The sequence below is a fragment of the Nocardioides pakistanensis genome (genome assembly GCF_054781215.1).
Window position 1 is genome coordinate 69,543 of the sequence record NZ_BAAGUV010000073.1, and the last position, 21,290, is coordinate 90,832.

General features: G+C 71.4%; 17 protein-coding genes. 13 read left to right on the forward strand and 4 right to left on the reverse strand.

The features are described from left to right. Positions 1 to 20: 20 nt before the first annotated feature. From ACYVIH_RS21240 to ACYVIH_RS21255, 4 genes are all read left to right on the forward strand, one after another. Positions 21 to 2,933 carry a molybdopterin-dependent oxidoreductase gene (locus ACYVIH_RS21240; RefSeq protein WP_460871541.1) on the forward strand — a complete coding sequence of 971 codons (2,913 nt, stop codon included), beginning with the start codon at positions 21 to 23 and terminating at the stop codon, positions 2,931 to 2,933. After that, a complete protein-coding gene (locus ACYVIH_RS21245; RefSeq protein ID WP_460871542.1) occupies positions 2,930 to 4,069 on the forward strand; it encodes an Mrp/NBP35 family ATP-binding protein in 1,140 nt (379 codons plus the stop codon). The genes ACYVIH_RS21240 and ACYVIH_RS21245 overlap by 4 nt, the downstream gene beginning before the upstream one ends. 8 nt (positions 4,070 to 4,077) lie before the next feature. After that, a complete protein-coding gene (locus ACYVIH_RS21250) occupies positions 4,078 to 5,346 on the forward strand; it encodes an ATP-binding protein (RefSeq protein ID WP_460871543.1) in 1,269 nt (422 codons plus the stop codon). Positions 5,347 to 5,616: 270 nt separating this feature from the next. Further along, positions 5,617 to 6,201, forward strand: a complete 585-nt coding sequence (locus ACYVIH_RS21255) for a DUF305 domain-containing protein (protein ID WP_460871544.1) — start codon at positions 5,617 to 5,619, stop codon at positions 6,199 to 6,201. Between the two features lie 300 nt (positions 6,202 to 6,501). Here ACYVIH_RS21255 and ACYVIH_RS21260 read toward each other — a convergent pair whose 3' ends face one another. Continuing rightward, positions 6,502 to 6,654, reverse strand: a complete 153-nt coding sequence (locus tag ACYVIH_RS21260; protein ID WP_460871545.1) for a hypothetical protein — start codon at positions 6,652 to 6,654, stop codon at positions 6,502 to 6,504. A gap of 51 nt (positions 6,655 to 6,705) precedes the next feature. Between ACYVIH_RS21260 and ACYVIH_RS21265 the strand changes: the two genes are divergently transcribed. The 4 genes from ACYVIH_RS21265 (at position 6,706) to ACYVIH_RS21280 (ending at position 10,398) form a co-directional block, all read left to right on the forward strand. Further along, a complete protein-coding gene (locus ACYVIH_RS21265) occupies positions 6,706 to 6,999 on the forward strand; it encodes a metal-sensitive transcriptional regulator (protein WP_460871546.1) in 294 nt (97 codons plus the stop codon). A 55-nt stretch (positions 7,000 to 7,054) separates the two neighbouring features. Beyond that, positions 7,055 to 7,270, forward strand: coding sequence for a heavy-metal-associated domain-containing protein (locus ACYVIH_RS21270; RefSeq protein WP_460871547.1), 216 nt, complete (start codon positions 7,055 to 7,057; stop codon positions 7,268 to 7,270). A gap of 50 nt (positions 7,271 to 7,320) precedes the next feature. Next, positions 7,321 to 9,594, forward strand: a complete 2,274-nt coding sequence (locus ACYVIH_RS21275; RefSeq protein ID WP_460871548.1) for a heavy metal translocating P-type ATPase — start codon at positions 7,321 to 7,323, stop codon at positions 9,592 to 9,594. A 66-nt stretch (positions 9,595 to 9,660) separates the two neighbouring features. Then, positions 9,661 to 10,398 carry an acetoacetate decarboxylase family protein gene (locus ACYVIH_RS21280; RefSeq protein WP_460871549.1) on the forward strand — a complete coding sequence of 246 codons (738 nt, stop codon included), beginning with the start codon at positions 9,661 to 9,663 and terminating at the stop codon, positions 10,396 to 10,398. Positions 10,399 to 10,404: 6 nt separating this feature from the next. Here ACYVIH_RS21280 and ACYVIH_RS21285 read toward each other — a convergent pair whose 3' ends face one another. Next, the gene (locus ACYVIH_RS21285; RefSeq protein ID WP_460871550.1) at positions 10,405 to 11,688 is read right to left on the reverse strand and encodes a zinc metalloprotease; all 1,284 of its coding nucleotides are present in this window, start codon (positions 11,686 to 11,688) and stop codon (positions 10,405 to 10,407) included. A 153-nt stretch (positions 11,689 to 11,841) separates the two neighbouring features. Between ACYVIH_RS21285 and ACYVIH_RS21290 the strand changes: the two genes are divergently transcribed. After that, positions 11,842 to 13,548 carry a long-chain-fatty-acid--CoA ligase gene (locus ACYVIH_RS21290; RefSeq protein WP_460871551.1) on the forward strand — a complete coding sequence of 569 codons (1,707 nt, stop codon included), beginning with the start codon at positions 11,842 to 11,844 and terminating at the stop codon, positions 13,546 to 13,548. A gap of 7 nt (positions 13,549 to 13,555) precedes the next feature. Here the strand turns inward: ACYVIH_RS21290 and ACYVIH_RS21295 are convergent, their stop codons facing one another. Together ACYVIH_RS21295 and ACYVIH_RS21300 are read right to left on the reverse strand one after the other, a co-directional pair. Further along, positions 13,556 to 16,786 (reverse strand): response regulator, encoded by a 3,231-nt coding sequence (locus ACYVIH_RS21295; protein ID WP_460871552.1) that lies wholly within the window; start codon positions 16,784 to 16,786, stop codon positions 13,556 to 13,558. A 74-nt stretch (positions 16,787 to 16,860) separates the two neighbouring features. Next, positions 16,861 to 17,355: a hypothetical protein gene (locus ACYVIH_RS21300; RefSeq protein ID WP_460871553.1), complete on the reverse strand. Its 495-nt coding sequence runs from the start codon at positions 17,353 to 17,355 to the stop codon at positions 16,861 to 16,863. A gap of 217 nt (positions 17,356 to 17,572) precedes the next feature. Between ACYVIH_RS21300 and ACYVIH_RS21305 the strand changes: the two genes are divergently transcribed. Genes ACYVIH_RS21305 through ACYVIH_RS21320 form a run of 4 tightly spaced genes read left to right on the forward strand, consistent with a single transcriptional unit; the run spans position 17,573 to position 21,037 of the window. Continuing rightward, positions 17,573 to 18,334, forward strand: coding sequence for an enoyl-CoA hydratase family protein (locus tag ACYVIH_RS21305; protein WP_460871554.1), 762 nt, complete (start codon positions 17,573 to 17,575; stop codon positions 18,332 to 18,334). Beyond that, positions 18,331 to 19,218, forward strand: a complete 888-nt coding sequence (locus ACYVIH_RS21310) for a CoA transferase subunit A (RefSeq protein WP_460871555.1) — start codon at positions 18,331 to 18,333, stop codon at positions 19,216 to 19,218. Before ACYVIH_RS21305 ends, ACYVIH_RS21310 begins: the two co-directional genes overlap by 4 nt. Continuing rightward, the gene (locus ACYVIH_RS21315; protein WP_460871556.1) at positions 19,218 to 19,973 is read left to right on the forward strand and encodes a CoA-transferase subunit beta; all 756 of its coding nucleotides are present in this window, start codon (positions 19,218 to 19,220) and stop codon (positions 19,971 to 19,973) included. The genes ACYVIH_RS21310 and ACYVIH_RS21315 overlap by 1 nt, the downstream gene beginning before the upstream one ends. Next, the gene (locus ACYVIH_RS21320; RefSeq protein WP_460871557.1) at positions 19,970 to 21,037 is read left to right on the forward strand and encodes an NAD(P)H-dependent flavin oxidoreductase; all 1,068 of its coding nucleotides are present in this window, start codon (positions 19,970 to 19,972) and stop codon (positions 21,035 to 21,037) included. Before ACYVIH_RS21315 ends, ACYVIH_RS21320 begins: the two co-directional genes overlap by 4 nt. Positions 21,038 to 21,290: the final 253 nt, after the last annotated feature.

A 21,290-nucleotide genomic window follows, 5' to 3' on the forward strand; every position in this document is an offset into this window, starting at 1 on the left:
GATTCTTGGAAGGAAACCCCATGACGGCTGAGCTGGAGCGCGAGAAGACCCAGGTGCCCATGCCGGGTGCGCGCAGCCACGAGCGGCTGCACAACTACCCGCCGCCGGAGAACTGGGACTCCCACGTGGAGTACGACTCCCGGTCGCACCCGCGCAAGGTCGCCAAGACCTACTCCCTGATCCCGACGATCTGCTTCAACTGCGAGTCCTCGTGCGGCCTGCTGGCGTACGTCGACCAGGACGACCTGTCGATCAAGAAGTTCGAGGGCAACCCCGCCCACCCGGGCTCACGCGGTCGCAACTGCGCCAAGGGCCCCGCCACGATCAACCAGGTGCACGACCCCGAGCGCATCCTCTACCCGCTCCGGCGGGTCGGCGAACGCGGCTCGGGCCAGTTCGAGCGGGTCTCGTGGGAGGAGGCGCTCGACGACATCGGCCGACGGATCCGGTCGGCGATCGTCGAGGACCGCAAGGACGAGGTGATGTACCACGTCGGCCGGCCCGGCGAGGACGGCTTCGTCGAGCGGGTCCTGCAGGCGTGGGGCGTCGACGGGCACAACAGCCACACCAACGTGTGCTCCTCGGGCGGCCGCACCGGCTACACCCACTGGATGGGCTACGACCGGCCCTCGCCCGACTACGCCAACGCCAAGACCATCGTGCTGCTCTCCAGCCACCTGGAGACCGGGCACTACTTCAACCCGCACGCCCAGCGGATCATGGAGGCCAAGGCCAACGGCGCCAAGCTGGTCTCGATCGACCTGCGGCTGTCCAACACCGCCTCGCACGCGGACCTGTGGATCGCGCCGTGGCCGGGCAGCGAGGCGGCGATCTTCCTCGCCGTGGCGTCCTACCTGCTGCGCACCCGCCAGATCGACAAGGAGTACATCCGCCGCTGGGTGAACTGGGACGTCTACCTGGAGCGCCTCCACCCGGACGTGGTCTCGACGAGCTCGACCAACGGAGACGGCTCGACGGTCTCGACCACCGACAGGTTCGAGGTGTTCCTGGACCGGCTCACCGAGGACTACGCGAAGTACACCTTCGAGTTCGCCGCGGCCGAGGCGCACGTCCCGGTCGCGCAGATCGAGGAGCTCGCCCGGCTCGTCGCGCAGGCCGGCACCCGGCTGGCCACGCACACCTGGCGCTCGGCGGCCGCCGGCAACCTCGGTGGCTGGCAGATCACCCGGAGCCTGTTCTTCCTCAACGTGCTCACCGGGAGCGTCGGCACCGTCGGCGGCACCCACCCCAACGGCTGGGACAAGTTCATCGCGCACTTCCCCGACATGCCGCCGGCCAACGACGTCTGGAGCGAGAAGCTGTGGCCGGCGGAGTACCCGTTGACCACCAACGAGATGTCGATCCTGCTGCCGCACCTGCTCAAGGACGGCCGCGGGAGGCTCGAGGTGTACTTCAGCCGGGTCTACAACCCGCTGTGGGTCAACCCCGACGGGTTCACCTGGATCGACGTACTCAAGGACGAGGCGAAGATCGGTCTGCACGTCGCACTCACCCCGACCTGGAGCGAGTCGGCGACCTTCGCCGACTACGTCCTGCCGATGGGGCACGCCTCCGAGCGGCACGACACGATGTCGTTCGAGACCCACGCCTCGAAGTGGATCGCCTTCCGCCAGCCGGTCACCCGGGTGGCGATGGAGAAGCGCGGCATGCCCTACCAGGACACCCGCGACGCCAACCCCGGCGAGGTCTGGGAGGAGAACGAGTTCTGGTTCGACCTCTCCTGGAAGATCGACCCGGACGGCTCGCTCGGGATCAGGCAGTACTTCGAGTCCAAGGAGCGTCCGGGCGAGAAGATGACCCAGGACGAGTACTACGACACGCTGTTCGCCAAGAGCGTGCCGGGGCTGCCCGAGGCGGCAGCCGAGCAGGGGATGACCCCGTTGCAGTACATGCGCAAGTACGGCGTCTTCGAGGTCGCCAAGGGCGTCTACCGGCTCGACGAGCGGCCGCTGACCGAGGCCGAGCTCGAGGGCGCGACCCCGGACGAGAACGGCGTGCTGCGCAAGCCGGTCACCCTGGACAGCCAGCCTCCGCTGGTCGGTGAGGCGGGCGCGGTCGGCGTGGTCCACGAGGACGGCTCGAAGACCGCCGGCTGGCTCTCGCCCTCGCGCAAGCTCGAGCTGTTCTCCACCACGCTGGCCGACTGGGGCTGGCCGGAGCAGGCTACGCCGGGCTACATCGAGTCGCACGTGTCGGCCAAGCGGGTCAACCGGGCCGACCAGGAGTTCGTGCTGATGCCGAACTTCCGGCTGCCCACGCTGATCCACACCCGGTCGGGCAACGCGAAGTTCCTCAACGAGATCGCGAACACCCACCCGCTGTGGATGAACAAGGACGACGCCACCGCGCTGGGCCTGAAGACCGGCGACCTGGTCCGTCTCACCACCGAGATCGGCCACTTCGTCGCCCGGGTGTGGGCCACCGAGGCGATCCGGCCCGGTGTCACCGGCCTGTCGCACCACATGGGCCGCTGGATGCAGGAGGGCCACCCCGGCAGTCGCTGGGTGATGGGCAAGGTCAAGCTCGACCGCAGCGACGACGGGATCTGGAAGCTCCGCTACACCGAGGGCGTCAAGCCCTTCAAGAGCGAGGACCCGGACTCGGAGCGGATCTACTGGGACGACCCGGGCGTGCACCAGAACCTCGCCTTCCCGGTCCAGCCGGACCCGGTGTCGGGCATGCACTGCTGGCACCAGAAGGTGCGCATCGAAAGGGCCCGCGAAGGCGACCGTTACGGCGACGTCGAGGTCGACGTGAACAAGTCCCGCGAGGTCTACCAGCGCTGGTTGGCGATGACCCGACCCGGCCCCGGCCCCGGTGGCCTGCGCCGGCCGGAGTTCATGATGCGCCACGTGACGCCGAAGCGGTCGGCCTACCTGGCGACCACCTCGGTCGGGGGTGGCGACGCATGAGCCTGCTCTCCCGTCGTCGGCCCGCGGTGGAGGTCGACCTCGCCGCGGTGCACGCCGCGCTCGGCACGGTCGAGGACCCCGAGCTGCACCTGCCTCTGCCCGAGGCCGGGATGGTCGGTGACGTCGAGGTCGACCGATCCGGCACCGTCAAGGTGTCGGTCCGGCTGACCACGCCGGCCTGCCCGCTGAAGGACACGCTCGGCAAGGACGTCACCGCGGCGGTCTCGGCCGTCGCCGGTGTCGAACGCGTCGAGGTCGGCTTCGCCGCGATGAGCGAGAACGAGCGGATGCGGCTGGCCCAGCGGCTGCGCGGGGACACCCCCGAAGGCTCCGGGCACCCCTTCGGCCCCGACTCGACCACGAGGGTCTACGCCGTCGCCAGCGGCAAGGGCGGCGTGGGCAAGTCGACGGTCACCGCCAACCTCGCCGTCGCGCTCGCCCAGCAGGGCAAGCGGGTCGGCATCCTCGACGCTGACGTGTGGGGCTACTCGATCCCGCACCTGTTCGGGGTACGGCGGGCACCGATCGCGATCAAGGGGCTGATGCTCCCTGTGGACGCGCACGGGGTCTCGCTGATGTCGGTCGGCTTCTTCGTCTCCGACGAGGAGCCGGTCGTCTGGCGCGGGCCGATGCTGCACAAGGCGCTCGAGCAGTTCCTCGGCGACGTGCACTGGGGCGAGCTCGACGTGCTGCTGATCGACCTGCCGCCGGGCACCGGCGACATCACGATGTCGCTGCTCGAGCTGGTGCCCGACGCCGCCCTGATCGCGGTGACCACGCCGCAGCCGGCGGCCCAGACCGTCGCCGAGCGGGTGGGCCGGATGGCCCGCAACGCGCGGATGCCGGTGGCCGGCGTCATCGAGAACATGTCCGCGCTGGTGTGCGGGTCGTGCCACGAGAGCACGGCGCTGTTCGGCTCCGGCGGGGGCTCGCGGCTCGCGGCGGCGATCGACGCGCCTCTGCTCGGACAGGTGCCGCTCGACGTGGAGCTGCGAGAGGGCGGTGATGCCGGGGTGCCGGCGATGGTGGCCGCTCCGGGGTCGCACTCGGCCCAGGAGCTGCGCCGCATCGCAGCTGCCCTGCCCGTCGTACGCCGCAGCCTGGTCGGCAGGTCGCTGCCGCTCTCGGTGGTCTGAGAGCCGGCATGCACGGGTGGCAGGTGCGGGACTTCGTCCTGGAGGACCTCGAGGAGCTCGTGCGCCTCGACGACCTTTCCACGACGACCCGCCAGCCACCCATCTTCGGGCTCCCCGACGTGGTGGCCGCGCTCACCGCACGTCAGCCGGCGGTGGTCGCGGTCGCCCGGGGCCGGATCGTCGGCTCCGCGGTGAGCCGGGTCGAGGGCGAGCGGGCGTGGCTCCTCCGTCTCGCCCTCGACCCCGGCTTCCGTCGGATGGGCCTGGGCAGTGCGCTGCTCGGCGCCCTGGAGCACCGCCTGGTGACCTCCGGCGTACGCCGGCTGAGCGCGATCCTGCCCGACGCCGAGACCGGCAGCCAGGCGTTCCTCAACAGCGGGTTCACCAGTCGCGGCGGCCTGAGCTACTTCGAGAAGACCGAGATGGTCACCCCGCACGCCGCGACCCTGCTGACCACGCTCGGCGGCAGCGTCCCGGAGGCCGGGCTCTGGGAGCAGGTCGCCGGGATGGCCCGGGAGAAGGAGCTCATCGAGCGCCGGCTCGTGCTCCCGCTGGCCCGGCCGGTGCAGGCGCACGAGCACGGCGTCGAGCCGCCCCGAGCCGTCGTACTCTTCGGCCCGCCCGGCACCGGGAAGACCACCTTCGCCAAGGCGGTCGCGAGCCGGCTGTCGTGGCCGTTCGTGGAGCTGTTCCCCTCGCGGCTGGCCGCCGAGGACGGCGGGCTCGCCGCCGGGATCAGCATGGCGTTCGCCCGGATCGCCGAGCTCGACAACGTGGTGGTGTTCATCGACGAGGTCGAGGAGATCGCCGCGGCCCGCGAGTCCGGCGGACCGTCGGTGGCCGTGGTCAACGAGCTCCTCAAGGCGCTCGTGGGCTTCCGCGAGCGCGACGGCCGGCTGCTGGTCTGCGCGACCAACTCGGTGCGCGCCCTCGACAGCGCCTTCCTGCGGCACGGGCGGTTCGACTACGTGCTGCCGATCGGCCCGCCCGACGAGACCGCGCGGACGGCGATGTGGCAGCGTCACCTCGGCCGCACCGGCGACGAGGTCGACGAGTCCGCGCTCGTGGAGGCGAGCACGAACTTCACCCCGGCCGACATCGCGCACGCTGCGCGCACCGTGGCCCAGAAGACCTTCGAGTGCACCGTCGACACCGGCAGCCGCTGCCACGCGAGCACGTCGGACTACCTCACCACCCTCGCCGCGATGCGTCCCACGCTCACCGACGACATGGTGCGGGAGTTCGAGGAGGACATCGGCGACTTCGCCCGCACGTAGCCGCCGACCTCCCCCGCCCGGTCACAACCGCTCATCTGAGCTGTTGCGACACCTGCGGCCGCTGAACCACCGTCACAACCGTTCACCTGAGCGATTGTGACGTCGAGGGCCCCCGCGAGCTTCGCAGCGGCAGCCTTCGACGTCCTCCACCCGCATGCCTAGACTCATCCCGGCGGACACGAGCCCTCCGGCCAGTCCCCGCCCCGGTCCGCGTGTGAAGTCCGCCCAGGAGCCGGACGTACACCCAGCACCCCGAAGGAGCACTCGCCCATGCGTCTCCAGCGCGCCCTCGTCGCGGCCGCCGCAGCGCTCACCTTCCTCGCCGGCTGCTCGAGCGAGTCCTCTGCGGACCCGCAGGGCTTCAACGACGCCGACGTCGACTTCGCCACCGACATGATCCAGCACCACGCGCAGGCGCTCGAGATGGTCGACATGACCGTGGGGCGCGAGCTCGATCCCGAGGTGGCCGCGCTCGCCGAGCAGATCCGTGCCGCGCAGGCCCCGGAGATCGAGCAGATGGCCGACCTGCTCGAGGACTGGGACGAGCCGGTCCCCGAGACCAGCCGGGACCACGCCAACGCGCACGCCGAGGGCCACGGTGGCGGCGGTGACATGGACGCCGACATGCCCGGCATGCTCGGGACCGACGAGCTGGAGACGCTCCGCGTCGCCCCGCCGGAGCAGTTCGAGACGATGTTCCTCTCGCTGATGATCGAGCACCACCAGGGCGCGGTCACGATGGCCGAAGAGGTTGTGGAGAACGGCCAGAACGCCGAGACCGAGCAGCTGGCGCAGGAGATCATCGACGCCCAGCAGGCCGAGATCGCCCACATGCAGGGCCTGCTCCGCGACTGATATGCCCGATCCCGGGCCCCGCGGTTTCCCAAGTTAACGTGGGAATCCACCACTTGGCACGGTCCGCACGCCGTGCCAAGTTCCAGTTCACCAAGTTAACGTGGGAATCGTCGTCCCCACCGCGCGCCTTGTTAGGGCGCGGCGCAGTCGCAACGAAATGCACCATTCCGGCCCTCGGATTGGTGCCGAACGTAGCAAGTGAGGATCGCTGCGCCGGAGGGACGCCCTCCGGCCCTCGCCGCGGGTAGCTCGCGAGCAGAATGTCGCCCTCGCGGCCGAAGCGAGCAGCTCACTCACGCACTAGCCCTTCTCCGCGACAGGTACGACGCGGCGCGCGGCCGGCGGACCGCGCCTCGCCAGGGTCTCGACGGGCTCGACCAGCGGAGCCGTCGCGGCGCGCGGCCGCACGCCGCGGCTCGACGGCTGGGCGTTCAGGGTTGCGTGATACCCCATGGGGGTATATGTTGCGGATACCCCCAGGGGGTACTCGCCGAGGAGGACGACATGGATCACGCAGCGCCCGGGTACATCGCCCAGAAGCCGGCACACCTCAACCGCCTGAAGCGGATCGAGGGTCAGGTGCGCGGCCTCCAGCGGATGGTCGACGAGGACACCTACTGCATCGACATCCTCACCCAGATCTCCGCGGTCACGAAGGCACTCGAGACGGTCGCGCTGTCGCTGCTCGACGAGCACCTGCGCCACTGCGTCAGCGACGCGATCCGCGTCGGGGGCACCGAGGCCGACGAGAAGATCACCGAGGCGTCGGCGGCCATCGCCCGCCTCGTCCGTTCCTGACCCGGACCGTCCGGGGAAGCCAGAGAAACAACGCACCCAGAGAAGGAGTCATCCGATGACGACCCAGACCTACTCCGTGACCGGCATGACCTGCGGCCACTGCGCGCACGCCGTCACCACCGAGCTCAAGGCCCTCGACGGCGTCAACGACGTCAACGTCGACCTGGTGGCCGGTGGCACGTCGACCGTCACCGTGACCAGCGAGGCACCGCTCGAGGAGACCAAGGTCGTCGAGGCACTCGACGAGGCAGGCGACTACAAGCTCGCCTGAGCACGACCCGAGAACACCGGTCCGCCCGGACCAGCAGAGGAGAAGGAGACATGATCGCACAGCCCACCAACACCGAGAACCAGGTCAGGGACCTCGAGCTCGACATCAGCGGCATGACCTGCTCCTCGTGCGCCAACCGGATCGAGAAGAAGCTCAACAAGCTCGAGGGCGTCACCGCGACCGTCAACTACGCCACCGAGAAGGCGAAGGTGACCGTCTCAGGCGACATCGACCCCGCGGACCTGATCGCCACCGTCGAGGCCACCGGCTACGGCGCCGTGCTCCCGGCACCGCGCGAGGCAGCGACCACCGGCGAGGCCGAGGAGAAGACCGACCGCGACGACGAGGCCGCCCGCTGGTGGCAGCGCCTCGTCGTCTCGGCGGTGCTCACCGTCCCCGTCGTGGCGATGTCGATGATCCCGGTGCTGCAGTTCGACAACTGGCAGTGGCTGTCGCTGACCCTGGCCTCACCGGTCGTGGTCTGGGGCGCCCTGCCGTTCCACCGCGCCGCGTGGACCAACGCGCGTCACGGCGCTGCGACGATGGACACGCTGGTGTCGGTCGGCGTGATCTCGGCGTTCCTGTGGTCGCTGTGGGCGCTGTTCTTCACCCACGCCGGCATGCCCGGCATGAAGATGGAGTTCACGCTGCTGCCGGCGGCCGACGACGGCGGAGCGCACATCTACCTCGAGGTCGCCGCGGCGGTGACCACGTTCATCGTGCTCGGCCGCTACCTGGAGGCGCGCGCCAAGAAGTCCTCCGGCGCCGCGCTGCGCGCGCTGCTCGACATGGGCGCGAAGGACGTCGCAGTCCTGCGGGACGGCGTCGAGGTGCGCATCCCCGTCGGTCAGCTCGTGGTCGGGGACACCTTCGTGGTCCGTCCGGGCGAGAAGATCGCCACCGACGGTGTCGTGGAGTCCGGTACGTCGGCCGTGGACGCGTCCATGCTCACCGGCGAGTCCGTGCCCGTCGAGGTCGGCCCCGGCGACAACGTCGTGGGCGCGACGGTGAACGCCGGCGGGCGGATCGTCGTACGCGCCACCCGCGTGGGGGCCGACACCCAGCTCGCCCAGATGGCCCGCCTCGTCGAGGAGGCGCAGACCGGCAAGGCCGAGGTGCAGCGCCTGGCTGACCGGGTCTCCGGGATCTTCGTGCCGATCGTGATCGGGCTGGCGATCCTGACCCTGGCGGTGTGGCTGCTCACCGGCAACCCGACCACGGCGTCGTTCAGCGCCGCCGTCGCGGTGCTGATCATCGCCTGCCCGTGCGCGCTCGGCCTGGCCACCCCCACCGCGCTGATGGTCGGCACCGGGCGCGGCGCCCAGCTCGGCATCCTGATCAAGGGTCCCCAGATCCTGGAGTCGACCCGCTCGGTGGACACCATCGTGCTCGACAAGACCGGCACGGTCACGACCGGCCGGATGAGCGTGGTCGCCGTGCACCCCGCCGAGGGTGAGGAGCACGACGAGGTGCTGCGCGTGGCCGGCGCTCTCGAGCACGCCTCCGAGCACCCCATCGCCCAGGCGGTGGCCGGCCACGCGGCCGACCGGGTGGGCGACCTCCCCGCCGTGGAGGGGTTCGCCAACCACGGCGGCCAGGGCGTCTCCGGTGTCGTGGACGGTCACGCGGTCGTGGTCGGCCGGGCGTCCTGGCTGCGCCAGGAGTGGGCGATGCACGCGCCGCAGGGCCTGCTCGACGAGGCGTCCGCAGCCGAGGCCGAGGGCCGCACCCCGGTCTGGGTGGGTTGGGACGGCCAGGTGCGCGCCGTGGTCGTCGTCTCCGACACGATCAAGGACAGCTCCGCCGAGGCGATCGCCCAGCTGCGCGCGCTCGACCTGCGGCCGGTGTTGCTCACCGGCGACAACGAGCGCGCCGCCCGTGCGGTCGCGGCCCAGGTCGGGATCGACCCCGCCGACGTGTACGCCGAGGTGCTGCCCGCCGACAAGGTCGACGTGGTCAAGCGGCTGCAGGCCGAGGGTGCCGTAGTGGCCATGGTCGGCGACGGCGTCAACGACGCGGCTGCGCTCGCCCAGGCCGACCTGGGTCTGGCGATGGGCACCGGCACCGACGTCGCGATCGAGGCCAGCGACCTGACCCTGGTCCGCGGTGACCTGAAGGCGGCCCCGGACGCGATCCGGCTGGCCCGGGCCACCTTGCGCACGATCAAGGGCAACCTGTTCTGGGCGTTCGCCTACAACGTGGCCGCGATCCCGCTGGCGGCGCTCGGGTTCCTCAACCCGCTGATCGCCGGAGCCGCGATGGCGTTCAGCTCCGTCTTCGTGGTGACCAACAGCCTGCGGCTGCGGAGGTTCACCGCCGGCTGACCTGCGGCCGGCCACTTGGGCACCCACCCCATGGCCCCAACTTAGAACTTGTTCTAGGTTGGGGCCATGTCGTTGAGCACGCACTCCGTCCTCGGCCGCGCCGTGACGATGCCGGTCGAGGTCCGCACCGCGATGGCGGCGACCGCGGTCTGGTCGGCGTCCACGGCCCGGCTCCAGTCGATGATCGGGTACTCCGGGCTCGAGGCACTGCCCTTCCGGCCCGGTCGGGGGCTGGTCGCCGTCGTCGCGGTGCGGTACGTCGACGGCGACCTCGGTCCGTACGACGAGCTCGGGATCGCCGTGCTGGTCCGTCGGCACGACCACCCTGCCCGTCGTACGCCGTGGGGCGACCTGCGCGCACTGCTGTCCGGGCAGGCCGGCGTGCTGATCCACCGGCTGCCGGTCGACGGGGAGTTCACGATGGCCGCCGGGCGGGGGATCTGGGGCTTCCCGAAGACCCTCGCGGAGTTCGACACCCATCTCGCCGGCGCGACGAAGCAGGTGAGCCTGCACCAGGACGGCCAGCTGGTGCTCGACCTGCGGGTGCGGCCCGGCCTGCCGGTGGCCGCGCCGGGGAGCAAGCTGGCGCTGACCGCCTACTCCCACCTCGACGGGGTGACCCGGGCGACGTCGTGGGAGATGGACCCGAGCGCAGTCCGCTCGCGTCCCGGCGGCGCCGACCTCCGGCTCGGCGAACACCCGATGGCCCGCGAGCTCGCGGCGCTGGGGCTGCCTCGCCGGGCGCTGTTCAGCACCGGGATCGGCAACCTGGCCATGCGGTTCGGCGACGCCCGACAGGTGTGAGCCGGATCAGTGCTCCAGGTCGGCCAGGGTGTCGGCGGTGACCTGGGAGAAGACGCCGAACCGCCCGATCCGGGCCAGTGAGCCGTCGGGCCGGTAGATGCAGCCGTGCTCGGCACCCTGGGAGCGCAGCCCGCTCAGGTCACCGGCCCCCCAGGCCGAGGGGGTCCCCCGGAGCAGCGTGGGGTACATGACCTGCTCCTCGCCACCGGCGTGGCCGAGCCCGATCACGTGGCCCACCTCGTGCATGAGCAGCTTGCCCACGGTCGCCCCCACCCCGAACCCGGGGTCGAGCACGTCGTTGAAGGCGCTGTTGAGCACGACGGTGCCCTCCGACCAGGTGACCACCGGAACGCCGTCCTCGTCGATGGTCCCGCCGTAGCCCATCGGGCCGCCGACGCCCGCGACGCTGTCGCCGGTGATCATCGCCGACTGGGCCCGGCTGGCCCACGCGATGACGATCTGGGTGCCGAAGGGGTAGGTGCCCTGCTGGTCCTGCGGGATCAGGTCGGTCTTGCCGACGTACTCCAGGTCCAGCCCGGTGGCCTGCTCGATCCGGTTCATCGCGCCGATGGTGTCCTGCAGCGCCGACGGTGGGCCGTAGGTGGTGTTGACGCGGTAGTTGATGACGCGGCACGGGTTCCACCGGGCGCGCTTGGCGATCATGTAGCTGAAGTCGGCGGGGTTGCCGAGCGCCGGTGTGGTCGGCCGCTGGAGGTCCGGGGTCGGCTCGGGGGTCGGCTCCGGGGCGGGCTCGGGCGTCGGGTCGGCCGTCGGGTCCGCGGGCGCCTCGGGCAGCGGCTCGCCCGCGGGGACCACCCGCAGCCGCCGCCGGTCGCTGACCGCGACGGTCAGCCCGGCGCGACGCTGACGGGGGGTGACCGGCGAGACCACCCGGTAGACGAAGGTGCCGACCCTTCCGGTGGGCAGCACGAACCGGTAGGCGCCTGCGCGTGTCGTCGTGCGCGCACGGACGACGCGCCAGCGACTCCCGGCGCGCACCTGTAGCACCACCCGGCGCTGGCCGCCGCCGGCGACGGCACCGCGTACCTCGACACCGCGCTGCCCGCGCTCGACAGCGGTCGCGCCCCAGGTGGCGGTGATCGCACGGCGCCCGGTGACGCGAGCGCTCTGCTGGGCCTGGATTCCGGCGACCGAGCCTGCAACCGACCCGGCGGTCTCGGTGCCGACGCGCGCGGGACTCTCGACCGCGAGGGCAGGGACCGTGAGGAGAGAGAGCGTCGCCACGGCAGCGGCGAGGCGTTGCGGGGCGAGCGGTCGCGATCGGCGCATGGTCAGGGCGTCTTTCGTCGGGAAGGGTTCCCCTCTCTTATCGGCCGGACCACGTGCCGACTTGACCTGTTTGACCGGCTTCGCCGCCGCTTGTCCGCACTGTCCGGTCCGTCACCTGTGCCGGTGTTCCGGACTCGGGGGTACGTTCGGCTCATGAGCTCCGCACCCGTCCCCGCCGAACGGCCCTGGGCCGCCAGCTACGCACCCGGTGTCCCCCTGGACCTCGAGCTTCCGTCGGAGTCGTTGGTGGACCTGCTCGACTCGTCCGTGCGGCGCTTCGGCGACCGGGCGGCACTCGACTTCTTCGGCGCGACGACCAGCTACGCCCGGCTCGGCGAGCAGGTCGCCCGGGCCGCCGAGGCGCTGCGCCGGCTGGGCGTGGAGAAGGGCGACCGGGTCGCGCTGGTGCTCCCGAACTGCCCCCAGCACGTGGTGGCGTTCTATGCCGCGCTCCGGATCGGCGCCGTGGTGGTCGAGCACAACCCGCTCTACACGGCCGAGGAGCTGGAGTACCAGCTCGCCGACCACCGGCCCCGGATCGTCGTGGCCTGGGACAAGGTCGCCCCGCGGGTGCGAGAGATCGGCTCGCGGATCGACGTACGCGCCGTCCTCGCGGTGTCGCTGCCGAAGGCGCTGCCGGCCACCAAGCGGCTGGCCCTGCGCCTGCCGGTGCCCGCCGCACGCAAGGCGAGGGAGGCGATGACCGCGCCGGCCCCCGGGATCCCCGGCTGGGAGGCGACGGTGGCCCGGAGCGCCCCGATCAGCGCCGAGCACCCCGGCCCGTCCGAGCACGACCTCGCACTGCTGCAGTACACCGGTGGCACCACCGGCCGACCGAAGGCGGCGATGCTGACCCACCGCAACCTGCGGTCGAACGCGGCCCAGGGGCGGGCCTGGCTGCCGGGCCTGCACGACGGGCAGGAGGTCGTGTACGCCGCCCTGCCGCTGTTCCACGCCTACGGACTGACCCTGTGCCTGACCTTCGGCCTGAGCGTCGGTGCGACGCTGGTGCTGTTCCCGAGGTTCGACGTCGACATGGTGCTCGATGCGATGCGCCGCCGCCCGGCCACCTTCCTGCCGGCGGTGCCGCCGATCTACGAACGGCTCGCCCACGGCGCCCGCGAGCAGGGCGTCGACCTCACCTCGATCCGGTTCGCACTCTCGGGCGCGATGGCGCTGCCTCCGAGCACGGCCGAGCTGTGGGAGACCGCCACCGGCGGAGTGCTCGTGGAGGGCTACGGGATGACCGAGACCTCGCCGGTCGCGCTCGGCAACCCGGCCGCCGAGAGCCGGCGGATCGGCACCATCGGCGTGCCGTTCCCGAACACCGAGGCCCGCATCACCGACCGGGACGACCCGAGCCGGCTGCTTCCCGCCGGCGAGGCCGGGGAGCTCCAGGTGCGTGGGCCCCAGGTCTTCTCCGGCTACTGGCAGCGCCCCGAGGAGACCGCGGCCACGGTGCTCGAGGACGGCTGGATCCGCACCGGGGACGTGGTGGTGATGGACGAGCACGGGTTCTTCACCCTCGTCGACCGGATCAAGGAGGTGATCATCACCGGCGGCTTCAACGTCTACCCCTCCGAGGTGGAGGAGGCGCTGCGGCACGCCCCCGGCATCGCCGACGCGGCGGTCGTCGGACTGCCCTCACCGCACGGCGGCGAGGACGTCACCGCCGCGGTGCTTCTCGAGCCCGGCACCACCCTCGACGAGGACGCGGTGCGCGCGGTGTGCCGGGAGCGGCTGGCGGCCTACAAGGTGCCGCGCAGGGTGTTCGTCGTGGAGGAGCTGCCGCGCTCGATCATCGGCAAGACGCTGCGCCGCCAGGTCCGCGACGAGCTCCTCTCACGCCCGGGCGGCTGAGGCACGGTCAGACCCGCTGGTAGTCCTGCTGGTAGGCGAGCATCTCCGCGACCGCGTGGGACAGGGCCTGCTCCAGCGCCTCGAGCTGGGCGGCCGCACCTGTGGTGCTTCCGCTGTCGCCGAGCATCTCGAGCTCGTGCGCGAGATGGCCCACGGTGGGCAGGCCGAGGTTGAGGGCGCTGCCCTTGAGCCGGTGCGCCGAGTGGGTGAGCGCCTCGGCGTCCTGGGTCGCGATCGAGGCCCGGATCGCGTGCACCGACTCCGGCACCCGGGCCACGAAGTTGCCGATCGCCTTGTCCAGATAGGCGGTGTTGCCCGGGTCGAGGTCGCGCAGCATGTCGAGCCGGTCGTGGTCGAGCACGCCCTCGGCGGCCGGCTGCTCCGCCGCCGGCTCGGTCGGCTCGCTGCTGCCGTCGACCCAGCGACGCAGCATCCGACCGAGCATCTCCGGGTTGACCGGCTTGGTCAGGAAGTCGTCCATCCCGGCGGCCAGGCATTTCTCGCGCTCGCCCTCGACGGCCGCCGCGGTCATCGCCAGCACGGGGACCCGCTCCCCTTCGGCCTCGAGGCCGCGGATGGTCCGGGTGGCGGCGTAGCCGTCCATGTTGGGCATCTGCACGTCCATCAGCAGCGCCGCGTAGCCTCCCCGACGCCACGCCTCCACCGCCTGGACCCCGTCGTCGGCGGTGTCGGCGGCATAGCCGAGCGTCTCCAGGATGCCCAGCGCCACGAGCTGGTTGACCGGGTTGTCCTCCACCACGAGCAGGCGGGGCCGGTCCGGGTCGGCTGCGAGCCGCGGCCCCGGCACCGGGGTACGACGGACCGCGGGCGCCTCCCCCTCGAGCACACGCAGCAGCGAGCTGAGCACCTCGCCCGCGAGGAGCGGCTTGGTGAGGCACTCGACGATCCCCGCCTGGGCGAGCCGCACCTGGTCCGGCTGTCCGGACGAGGTCAGCATCACCAGCGGGACGCCCCGCAGCCGCTCGTCGTCCTGGATCATCGCCGCCAGCTGCAGCCCGTCGTAGTCGGGCATCGCCATGTCGAGCAGCACCGCGTCGAACGCCTCGCCCGCCTCGGCGGCCGACCGGAGTGCCTCCAGGGCCCGGAGCGCTCCGGGCGCGGTCGTCGTGCGGACGTCCCAGCGGCCGAGGTGCTCGCTGAGGATCAGCCGGTTGTTGGCGTTGTCGTCGACGACCAGCACCCGGCGTCCGGCCAGTGCCTTGCGCCGGCGAAGCTCGTCGTGGTCGGCCGCCGGGCCGCCGGCGCAGCCGAACCGGACGGTGAACCAGAACGTCGCCCCGTGGCCGGGCCGGCTCTCCACGCCGATCTCGCCGTCGAAGGCGGAGACGATCTCGCGGGCGATCGCCAGGCCGAGCCCGGTGCCGCCGTACTGCCGGGTGGTGGAGGCGTCGGCCTGGGAGAACGGGTCGAAGATGTGGGCCTGCTTCTCCGGGTCGACGCCGATGCCGGTGTCGACCACCTCGACCCGCAAGATGCTGGTGGAGTCCGCGCACGGTGCCGCGGTGGCCCGGATGAAGACCTCACCGTGCTCGGTGAACTTGACCGCGTTGGAGCCCAGGTTGGTCAGCACCTGTGCAAGCCGGGTCGGGTCGCCGACGAGGAACTCCGGCACGTCGGGATGGCAGGAGACGATCAGCTCCAGGCCCTTGCTGCGGGCGCTCTCCCCGAGCACGCTGGCCACCTGGTCGAAGACCGGGCGCACCTCGAACTCGACGTTCTCGACCTCGAGCTTGCCGGCCTCGATCTTGGAGAAGTCCAGGATGTCGTTGATGACCGACAGCAGGGCCCGGCTGGCGACCTGCGCGCCGGACGCCAGCCGTTGCTGGTGCGGGTCGAGGTCGGTGCGCAGCAGCAGCTCGTTGAGGCCGATCACACCGTTGAGCGGGGTGCGGATCTCGTGGCTCATCGTGGCCAGGAACTCCGACTTCTGCCGCGACGCCTCCATCGCGGCGTCCCGGGCGGCGGCCAGCTCGTGCGCGGCCCGCTCGCGCTCGGCGACCCGCCCGAGCTGGACGGCGATCTGGTCGACCATCCGGCGCACCGTGTCGGTGCGGTGCCAGGTGCGGTCGGCGGTGATCACGGTGACCGCGATGACCTCGTCGCGGATCTTGATCGGGAACGCGATCCGGGGGCACTCCGGGTCGTGCTCGTGGTCCCAGACCTGGCCGCCGTCGGCGAGCGCGCGCCGGGCGAACTCCACCTCCGACTCCAGCAGCGCCCGCTCCTCGGCGTCGGCGGCGGCGTCGATGCTGTCGGCGCCGCCGTGCAGGCGGAGCCAGCGCAGCTCCCCGGGCCGGTCGGGGTCGGGGAAGAAGGCCTGCCCCCGCTTCCAGCCGTCGTGGCTGAGCAGGAGGCTCTTGGCGACCCCGAGCACCTCGGTGAGGGTCTCGGCCTCGTTGGCGGCGATCGCCATCTCCTGCATCAGGGTGTTCTGCAGCACCAGGTCCTGCAGGGCCAGCTCGGAGCGCTTGGTCTCCGTGATGTCCTGCTGGGTGCCGCGCAGCAGCACCGGGTCCCCGGCCGCGTTGCGCAGCACCTCGCCGCGTCCGCGCAGCCAACGCCGTCCGCCGTCGGGCCGGTCGATCCGCAGGACCATGTCGAAGACCGACTCCTTGCCCTCGAACGCCGCGGACACCACGTCGGCGACCCTGAGGCGGTCCTCGGGGGTGAGGAACTCCAGGAAGTGCTCGAGGGTGCCGCGGAAGTCCTCCCGGGACACGCCGTAGATCGAGTGCAGCTCGTCGGAGGCGGTCACGACGTCGTGGACCATGTCCCACTCGTAGCTGCCGACCCGGGCGATCCGCTGGGCGTCGGAGAGCTGGCTGCGGCTGCTGATGAGCTCCTCGTGCACGCGGCGCCGCTCGGTGTAGTCGCTGATCCGGTGCAGGTAGCCCTGGACGTTGCCGTGCTCGTCGTACAGCGTGCTCTCGCGGACCAGGACCCAGAGCTGGCCGCCGTCCTTGCGCACCCAGAGGCACTCGACCTCCTCGGGGTGGACGACACCCTGCGAGAGCTCGACGAGGTGGTCGGTGAACTGCTCCTTGCCGTCGTCGTCGAGCGCGTCGTAGACCGTGAGGCCGTCGAGCTCCTCGGGATCGCGGCCGAGCAGCTCGGCGACCCGGGGGTTGGCGTAGATCGTCCGCCCCTCGGCGTCGATCACCCAGATGCCGTCCTGCGACGTCTCCACGATGCCGCGGTACAACGACTCCAAGCGCACGGCATCCCCCTTCCGGTGACCAGGCTAAGCGGGATAACGACACTTCGTGGTGGTTATTACCTTCGTGGCGGCAATTACCGGTTTCGGGGGGTGAGCGTGGTGTCGGTGACGGTGAAGCGGTGCCACTCGAGCACCGCGTCCTCGAGGCAGCCGACGAAGCGGTCCTGGGCATCCTCGTCGAGCAGGGGCGAGACCTGCACCTGCCAGCTCCCGGCGACCCAGCGGGCGCCGACGAACCGGACCCCCACGCCACTGTCGATGCTGCAGTAGCGCCCCACCGTCTCGACGGCGCCCGGCGACTTCGGGGCCAGCCCGCGCTTGTCCACCTCGAGCGTCATCGTGGTGATCCCCGGACCCACCGGCTCCGCCCAGTAGTGCCCGCCGAACCACAGCGCTCGTGTCTCGCGGTACACCCGCGCGGCGCTCCCGTCGGCGAACGCGATCGTCCGTCCGAGGTGGTCCGGAGGCATGTGGACCTCCCCACGCGCGAGCATCACCCAGCTGCGCGCGAAGCACCTCGCCACACCCCTCATGGCATCCGGCTTGGGCAGTGGGCCGGTCTGGTTCATCACGCCTCCCCGGTGGGGCCCTCGCTTTCCAGCGTGCGCGTCCCGCACACGGACTCCCAGTGGCGAAGGTCCCGGCCTCGGGCCTCGACGAGCTCGACCACCGTTCGCTCGCCACCGGGACTCGACGGGCTCGAACTCCCGAGGCCCGGGGCTCGGGGTGCTGGACGACCAAGCAACTGCTAGGCTTACCAAGCAAGTGCTAGGTTAGGAACACGACATGGGCATCAGCTCGACCCTGCAAGAGGACGGCATCCGCGTCGTCACGATGGACTTCCCGCCTGTCAACGCCCTGCCGGTGGCCGGCTGGTTCGACCTGGCCACCGCGCTCGACGAGGCCGGCCGCGACCTCGTTACCCGGGTCGTCGTGCTTCGTGCCGAGGGCCGCGGGTTCAACGCCGGGGTGGACATCAAGGAGATGCAGAACACCACTGGCTTCGACGCCCTGATCGGCGCCAACCGCGGCTGCTACGCGGCGTTCAAGTCGGTCTACGAGTGCGCGGTGCCCGTCGTGGCCGCCGTACACGGCTTCTGTCTCGGCGGTGGCGTCGGACTGGTCGGCAACGCCGACACGATCGTGGCGAGCGACGACGCGTTCTTCGGCGTCCCCGAGGTCGACCGCGGCGCGCTCGGAGCTGCCACCCACCTGGCGCGGATGGTGCCGCCGCACCTGATGCGCACGCTGTACTTCACCGGCCGCAACATCACCGCCCAGCAGCTGCACCACCACGGCTCGGTGCTCGAGGTCGTCCCGCGCGGGGAGCTCGACGAGGCCGCGATGAAGGTGGCCGGCGAGATCGCCGCCAAGGACACCCGCGTCATCCGAGCCGCCAAGGAGGCGATCAACGGGATCGACCCCGTGGACGTCAACCGCAGCTACCGGTTCGAGCAGGGCTTCACGATGGAGCTGAACCTGGCCGGGGTCTCCGACGAGCACCGCGACGAGTTCGCGGGCACGGCCAAGGCAGGAGCACGCGGATGATCGAGTCGCGGATGAAGCAGAAGGTGATCGGCATCGACGACGTCGTCGCCGAGCTCAAGGACGGGATGACGATCGGGATCGGTGGCTGGGGCTCCCGGCGCAAGCCGATGGCGCTGGTCCGCGCGATCGCCCGATCGGGACTCAAGGACCTGACGGTCGTGTCCTACGGCGGGCCGGACGTCGGGCTGCTCTGCGCGGCCGGCAAGGTGAAGAAGCTGGTCTACGCGTTCGTGTCGCTCGACTCGATCCCGCTCGAGCCGCTGTTCCGCGCCGCGCGCGAGAGCGCCACGATCGAGGTCGAGGAGTGGGACGAGGGGATGTTCCAGACCGGGCTTCGCGCCGCGGCGCAGCGGCTGCCGTTCCTGCCGATGCGCGCCGGGCTCGGCTCGGACGTGATGACCTACAACCCGCACCTGCGCACGGTGACCTCGCCGTACGACGACGGCGAGGAGCTTGTCGCGGTGCCGGCCCTCCACCTCGACGTGGCGCTGGTTCACATGAACCGGGCGGATGCGCACGGCAACGCGCAGTACCTCGGTCCGGACCCGTACTTCGACGACCTGTTCTGCCTCGCCGCCGACCGGCGCTTCGTCTCGACCGAGAAGATCATCGACACCGCCGGCCTCACCATCGACGCCCCCGTGCAGACCCTGCTGCTCAACCGGCTGATGGTCGACGGGGTCGTGGAGACACCGAACGGCGCCCACTTCACCACCTGCGCGCCCGACTACGGCCGCGACGAGAAGTTCCAGAAGGCCTACGCCACCGCTGCCGGGGACCCGGCGACCTGGGCTGCATTCCAGGAGCGTTTCCTCGCCGGTGACGAGCAGGCCTACCAGGAGGCGGTCGCCGCCTTCCACGCCGAGCAGAGCGGGAGCAACTGATGGATGCGACCAGGGCCGAGGTCTGCGCGGCCGCGCTGGCCGACCTGTTCGAGGGCGACGGCGAGATCATGGCCAGCCCGATGGGGCTGCTGCCCACCCTCGGCGCCCGCCTGGCCAAGCTGACCCACTCCCCCGACCTGCTGCTCACGGACGGCGAGTCGCTGATCCTGGGCGGGGTGCCGCCGCTGGGCGTCGCGGCCGACGTAGTCGAGGGGTGGATCCCGTTCCGCCGGGTGTTCGACGTCGTGGCCTACGGCAAGCGGCACGTGATCATGGGCGCGACCCAGGTCGACCGGCACGGCAACCAGAACATCTCCTGCATCGGCGACTTCGCGCGACCCAAGCGTCAGCTGCTCGGTGTCCGCGGCGCCCCCGGCAACACCGTGAACAACAAGACCAGCTACTGGGTGCCCAAGCAGAGCGCCCGGGTGCTGGTCGAGCAGGTCGACATGGTCTCCGGGGTCGGCCGGCAGCGCGCCGAGCAGGCCGGTCCCGCGGCCACCCGGTTCCACGACGTGCACCGGGTGGTCACGAACCTGGCCGTCCTCGACTTCGCCGGCCCCGGGCACACCCTGCGGCTGGTGTCGGTGCACCCCGGCGTCACCGTCGACGAGGTGCGCGAGGCCAGCGGCTGCGATATCCACGTCGACGGCGAGGTCCCCGAGACCCGACTGCCCTCGATGGAGGAGCTGATCCTGATCCGTGAGGTGCTCGACCCCAAGGCGCTGCGCGACCGGGAGGTGCCGTCGGCATGATCGAGCAGCTCCTGCGCACCCCGTTGACCGAGCTCGTCGGCGTCCGGCACCCCGTCGTACAGACCGGCATGGGCTGGGTCGCCGGACCGCGCCTGGTCTCCGGCACCGCCAACGCCGGCGGCCTGGGCATCCTGGCCTCGGCGACGATGACGTACGACGAGCTCGCTGCCGCGATCCGCGAGGTGAAGTCGCGGACCGACGCGCCGTTCGGGGTCAACCTCCGCGCGGACGCAGGCGACGCCGACGAGCGGGTCAAGCTCTTGATCAACGAGGGCGTCAAGGTGGCGTCGTTCGCGCTCGCCCCGAAGCGGGAGATGATCGCAGCGCTCAAGGACGCCGGCGTGGTCGTGATCCCGTCGGTCGGCGCGCCGCGGCACGCGGAGAAGGTCGCGTCCTGGGGCGCCGACGCCGTGATGATCCAAGGCGGCGAGGGCGGCGGGCACACCGGCTCGGTGCCGACCACCCTGCTCCTGCCGACCGTGCTCGACGCGGTCGACATCCCGGTCATCGCCGCCGGCGGCTTCTTCGACGGCCGCGGCCTCGCCGCGGCGCTGGCGTACGGCGCCGCCGGGATCGGCATGGGGACGAGGTTCCTGCTCACCAAGGACAGCACCGTGCCCGACCAGGTCAAGGCGGAGTACCTGCACCGCGGCCTCGACGGCACCGTGGTCACCACCAAGGTCGACGGGATGCCGCACCGGATGCTGCGCACCGAGCTGGTGGAGGAGCTCGAGGAGACCAGCTCGCTCAAACGGCTCGGGCCCACGCTGCGGCGGACTCTCGCGTTCAAGAAGATGAGCGGCCTGACCTGGCGGCAGCTCGCCGCCGACGGCCGGGCGATGAAGCACGGCGCCGAGCGGTCCTGGTCGCAGATGGTGCTCGCGGCCAACACGCCGATGATGCTCAAGGCCGGCCTCGTCGAGGGCCGCACCGACGCCGGCGTACTCGCCTCCGGTCAGGTGGTCGGCGTCATCGACGACCTGCCGACCTGCGAGCAGCTGATCGACCGGGTCGTGTCCGAGGCGGCCGACCAACTCCGGCGTACCAGCGCCCTCCTCGCCTGACCGCCCGCTCACCACAACCGCTCATCTGACCGGTTGTGACAGCCCGAACACCGCAGAACCACGTCACAACCGTTCATCTGAACGATCGTGACGGGCCTCGGGCCTCGGCACCCGCGAGCGTCTCCGGTCAGGCGGTCGACGACCTGCCGACCTGCGAACAGCTGATCGACCGGGTCGTGTCCGAGGCGGCCGACCAACTCCGGCGCACCAGCGCCCTCCTCGCCTGACCGCCCCAACCGGCGACCCGCGGAGG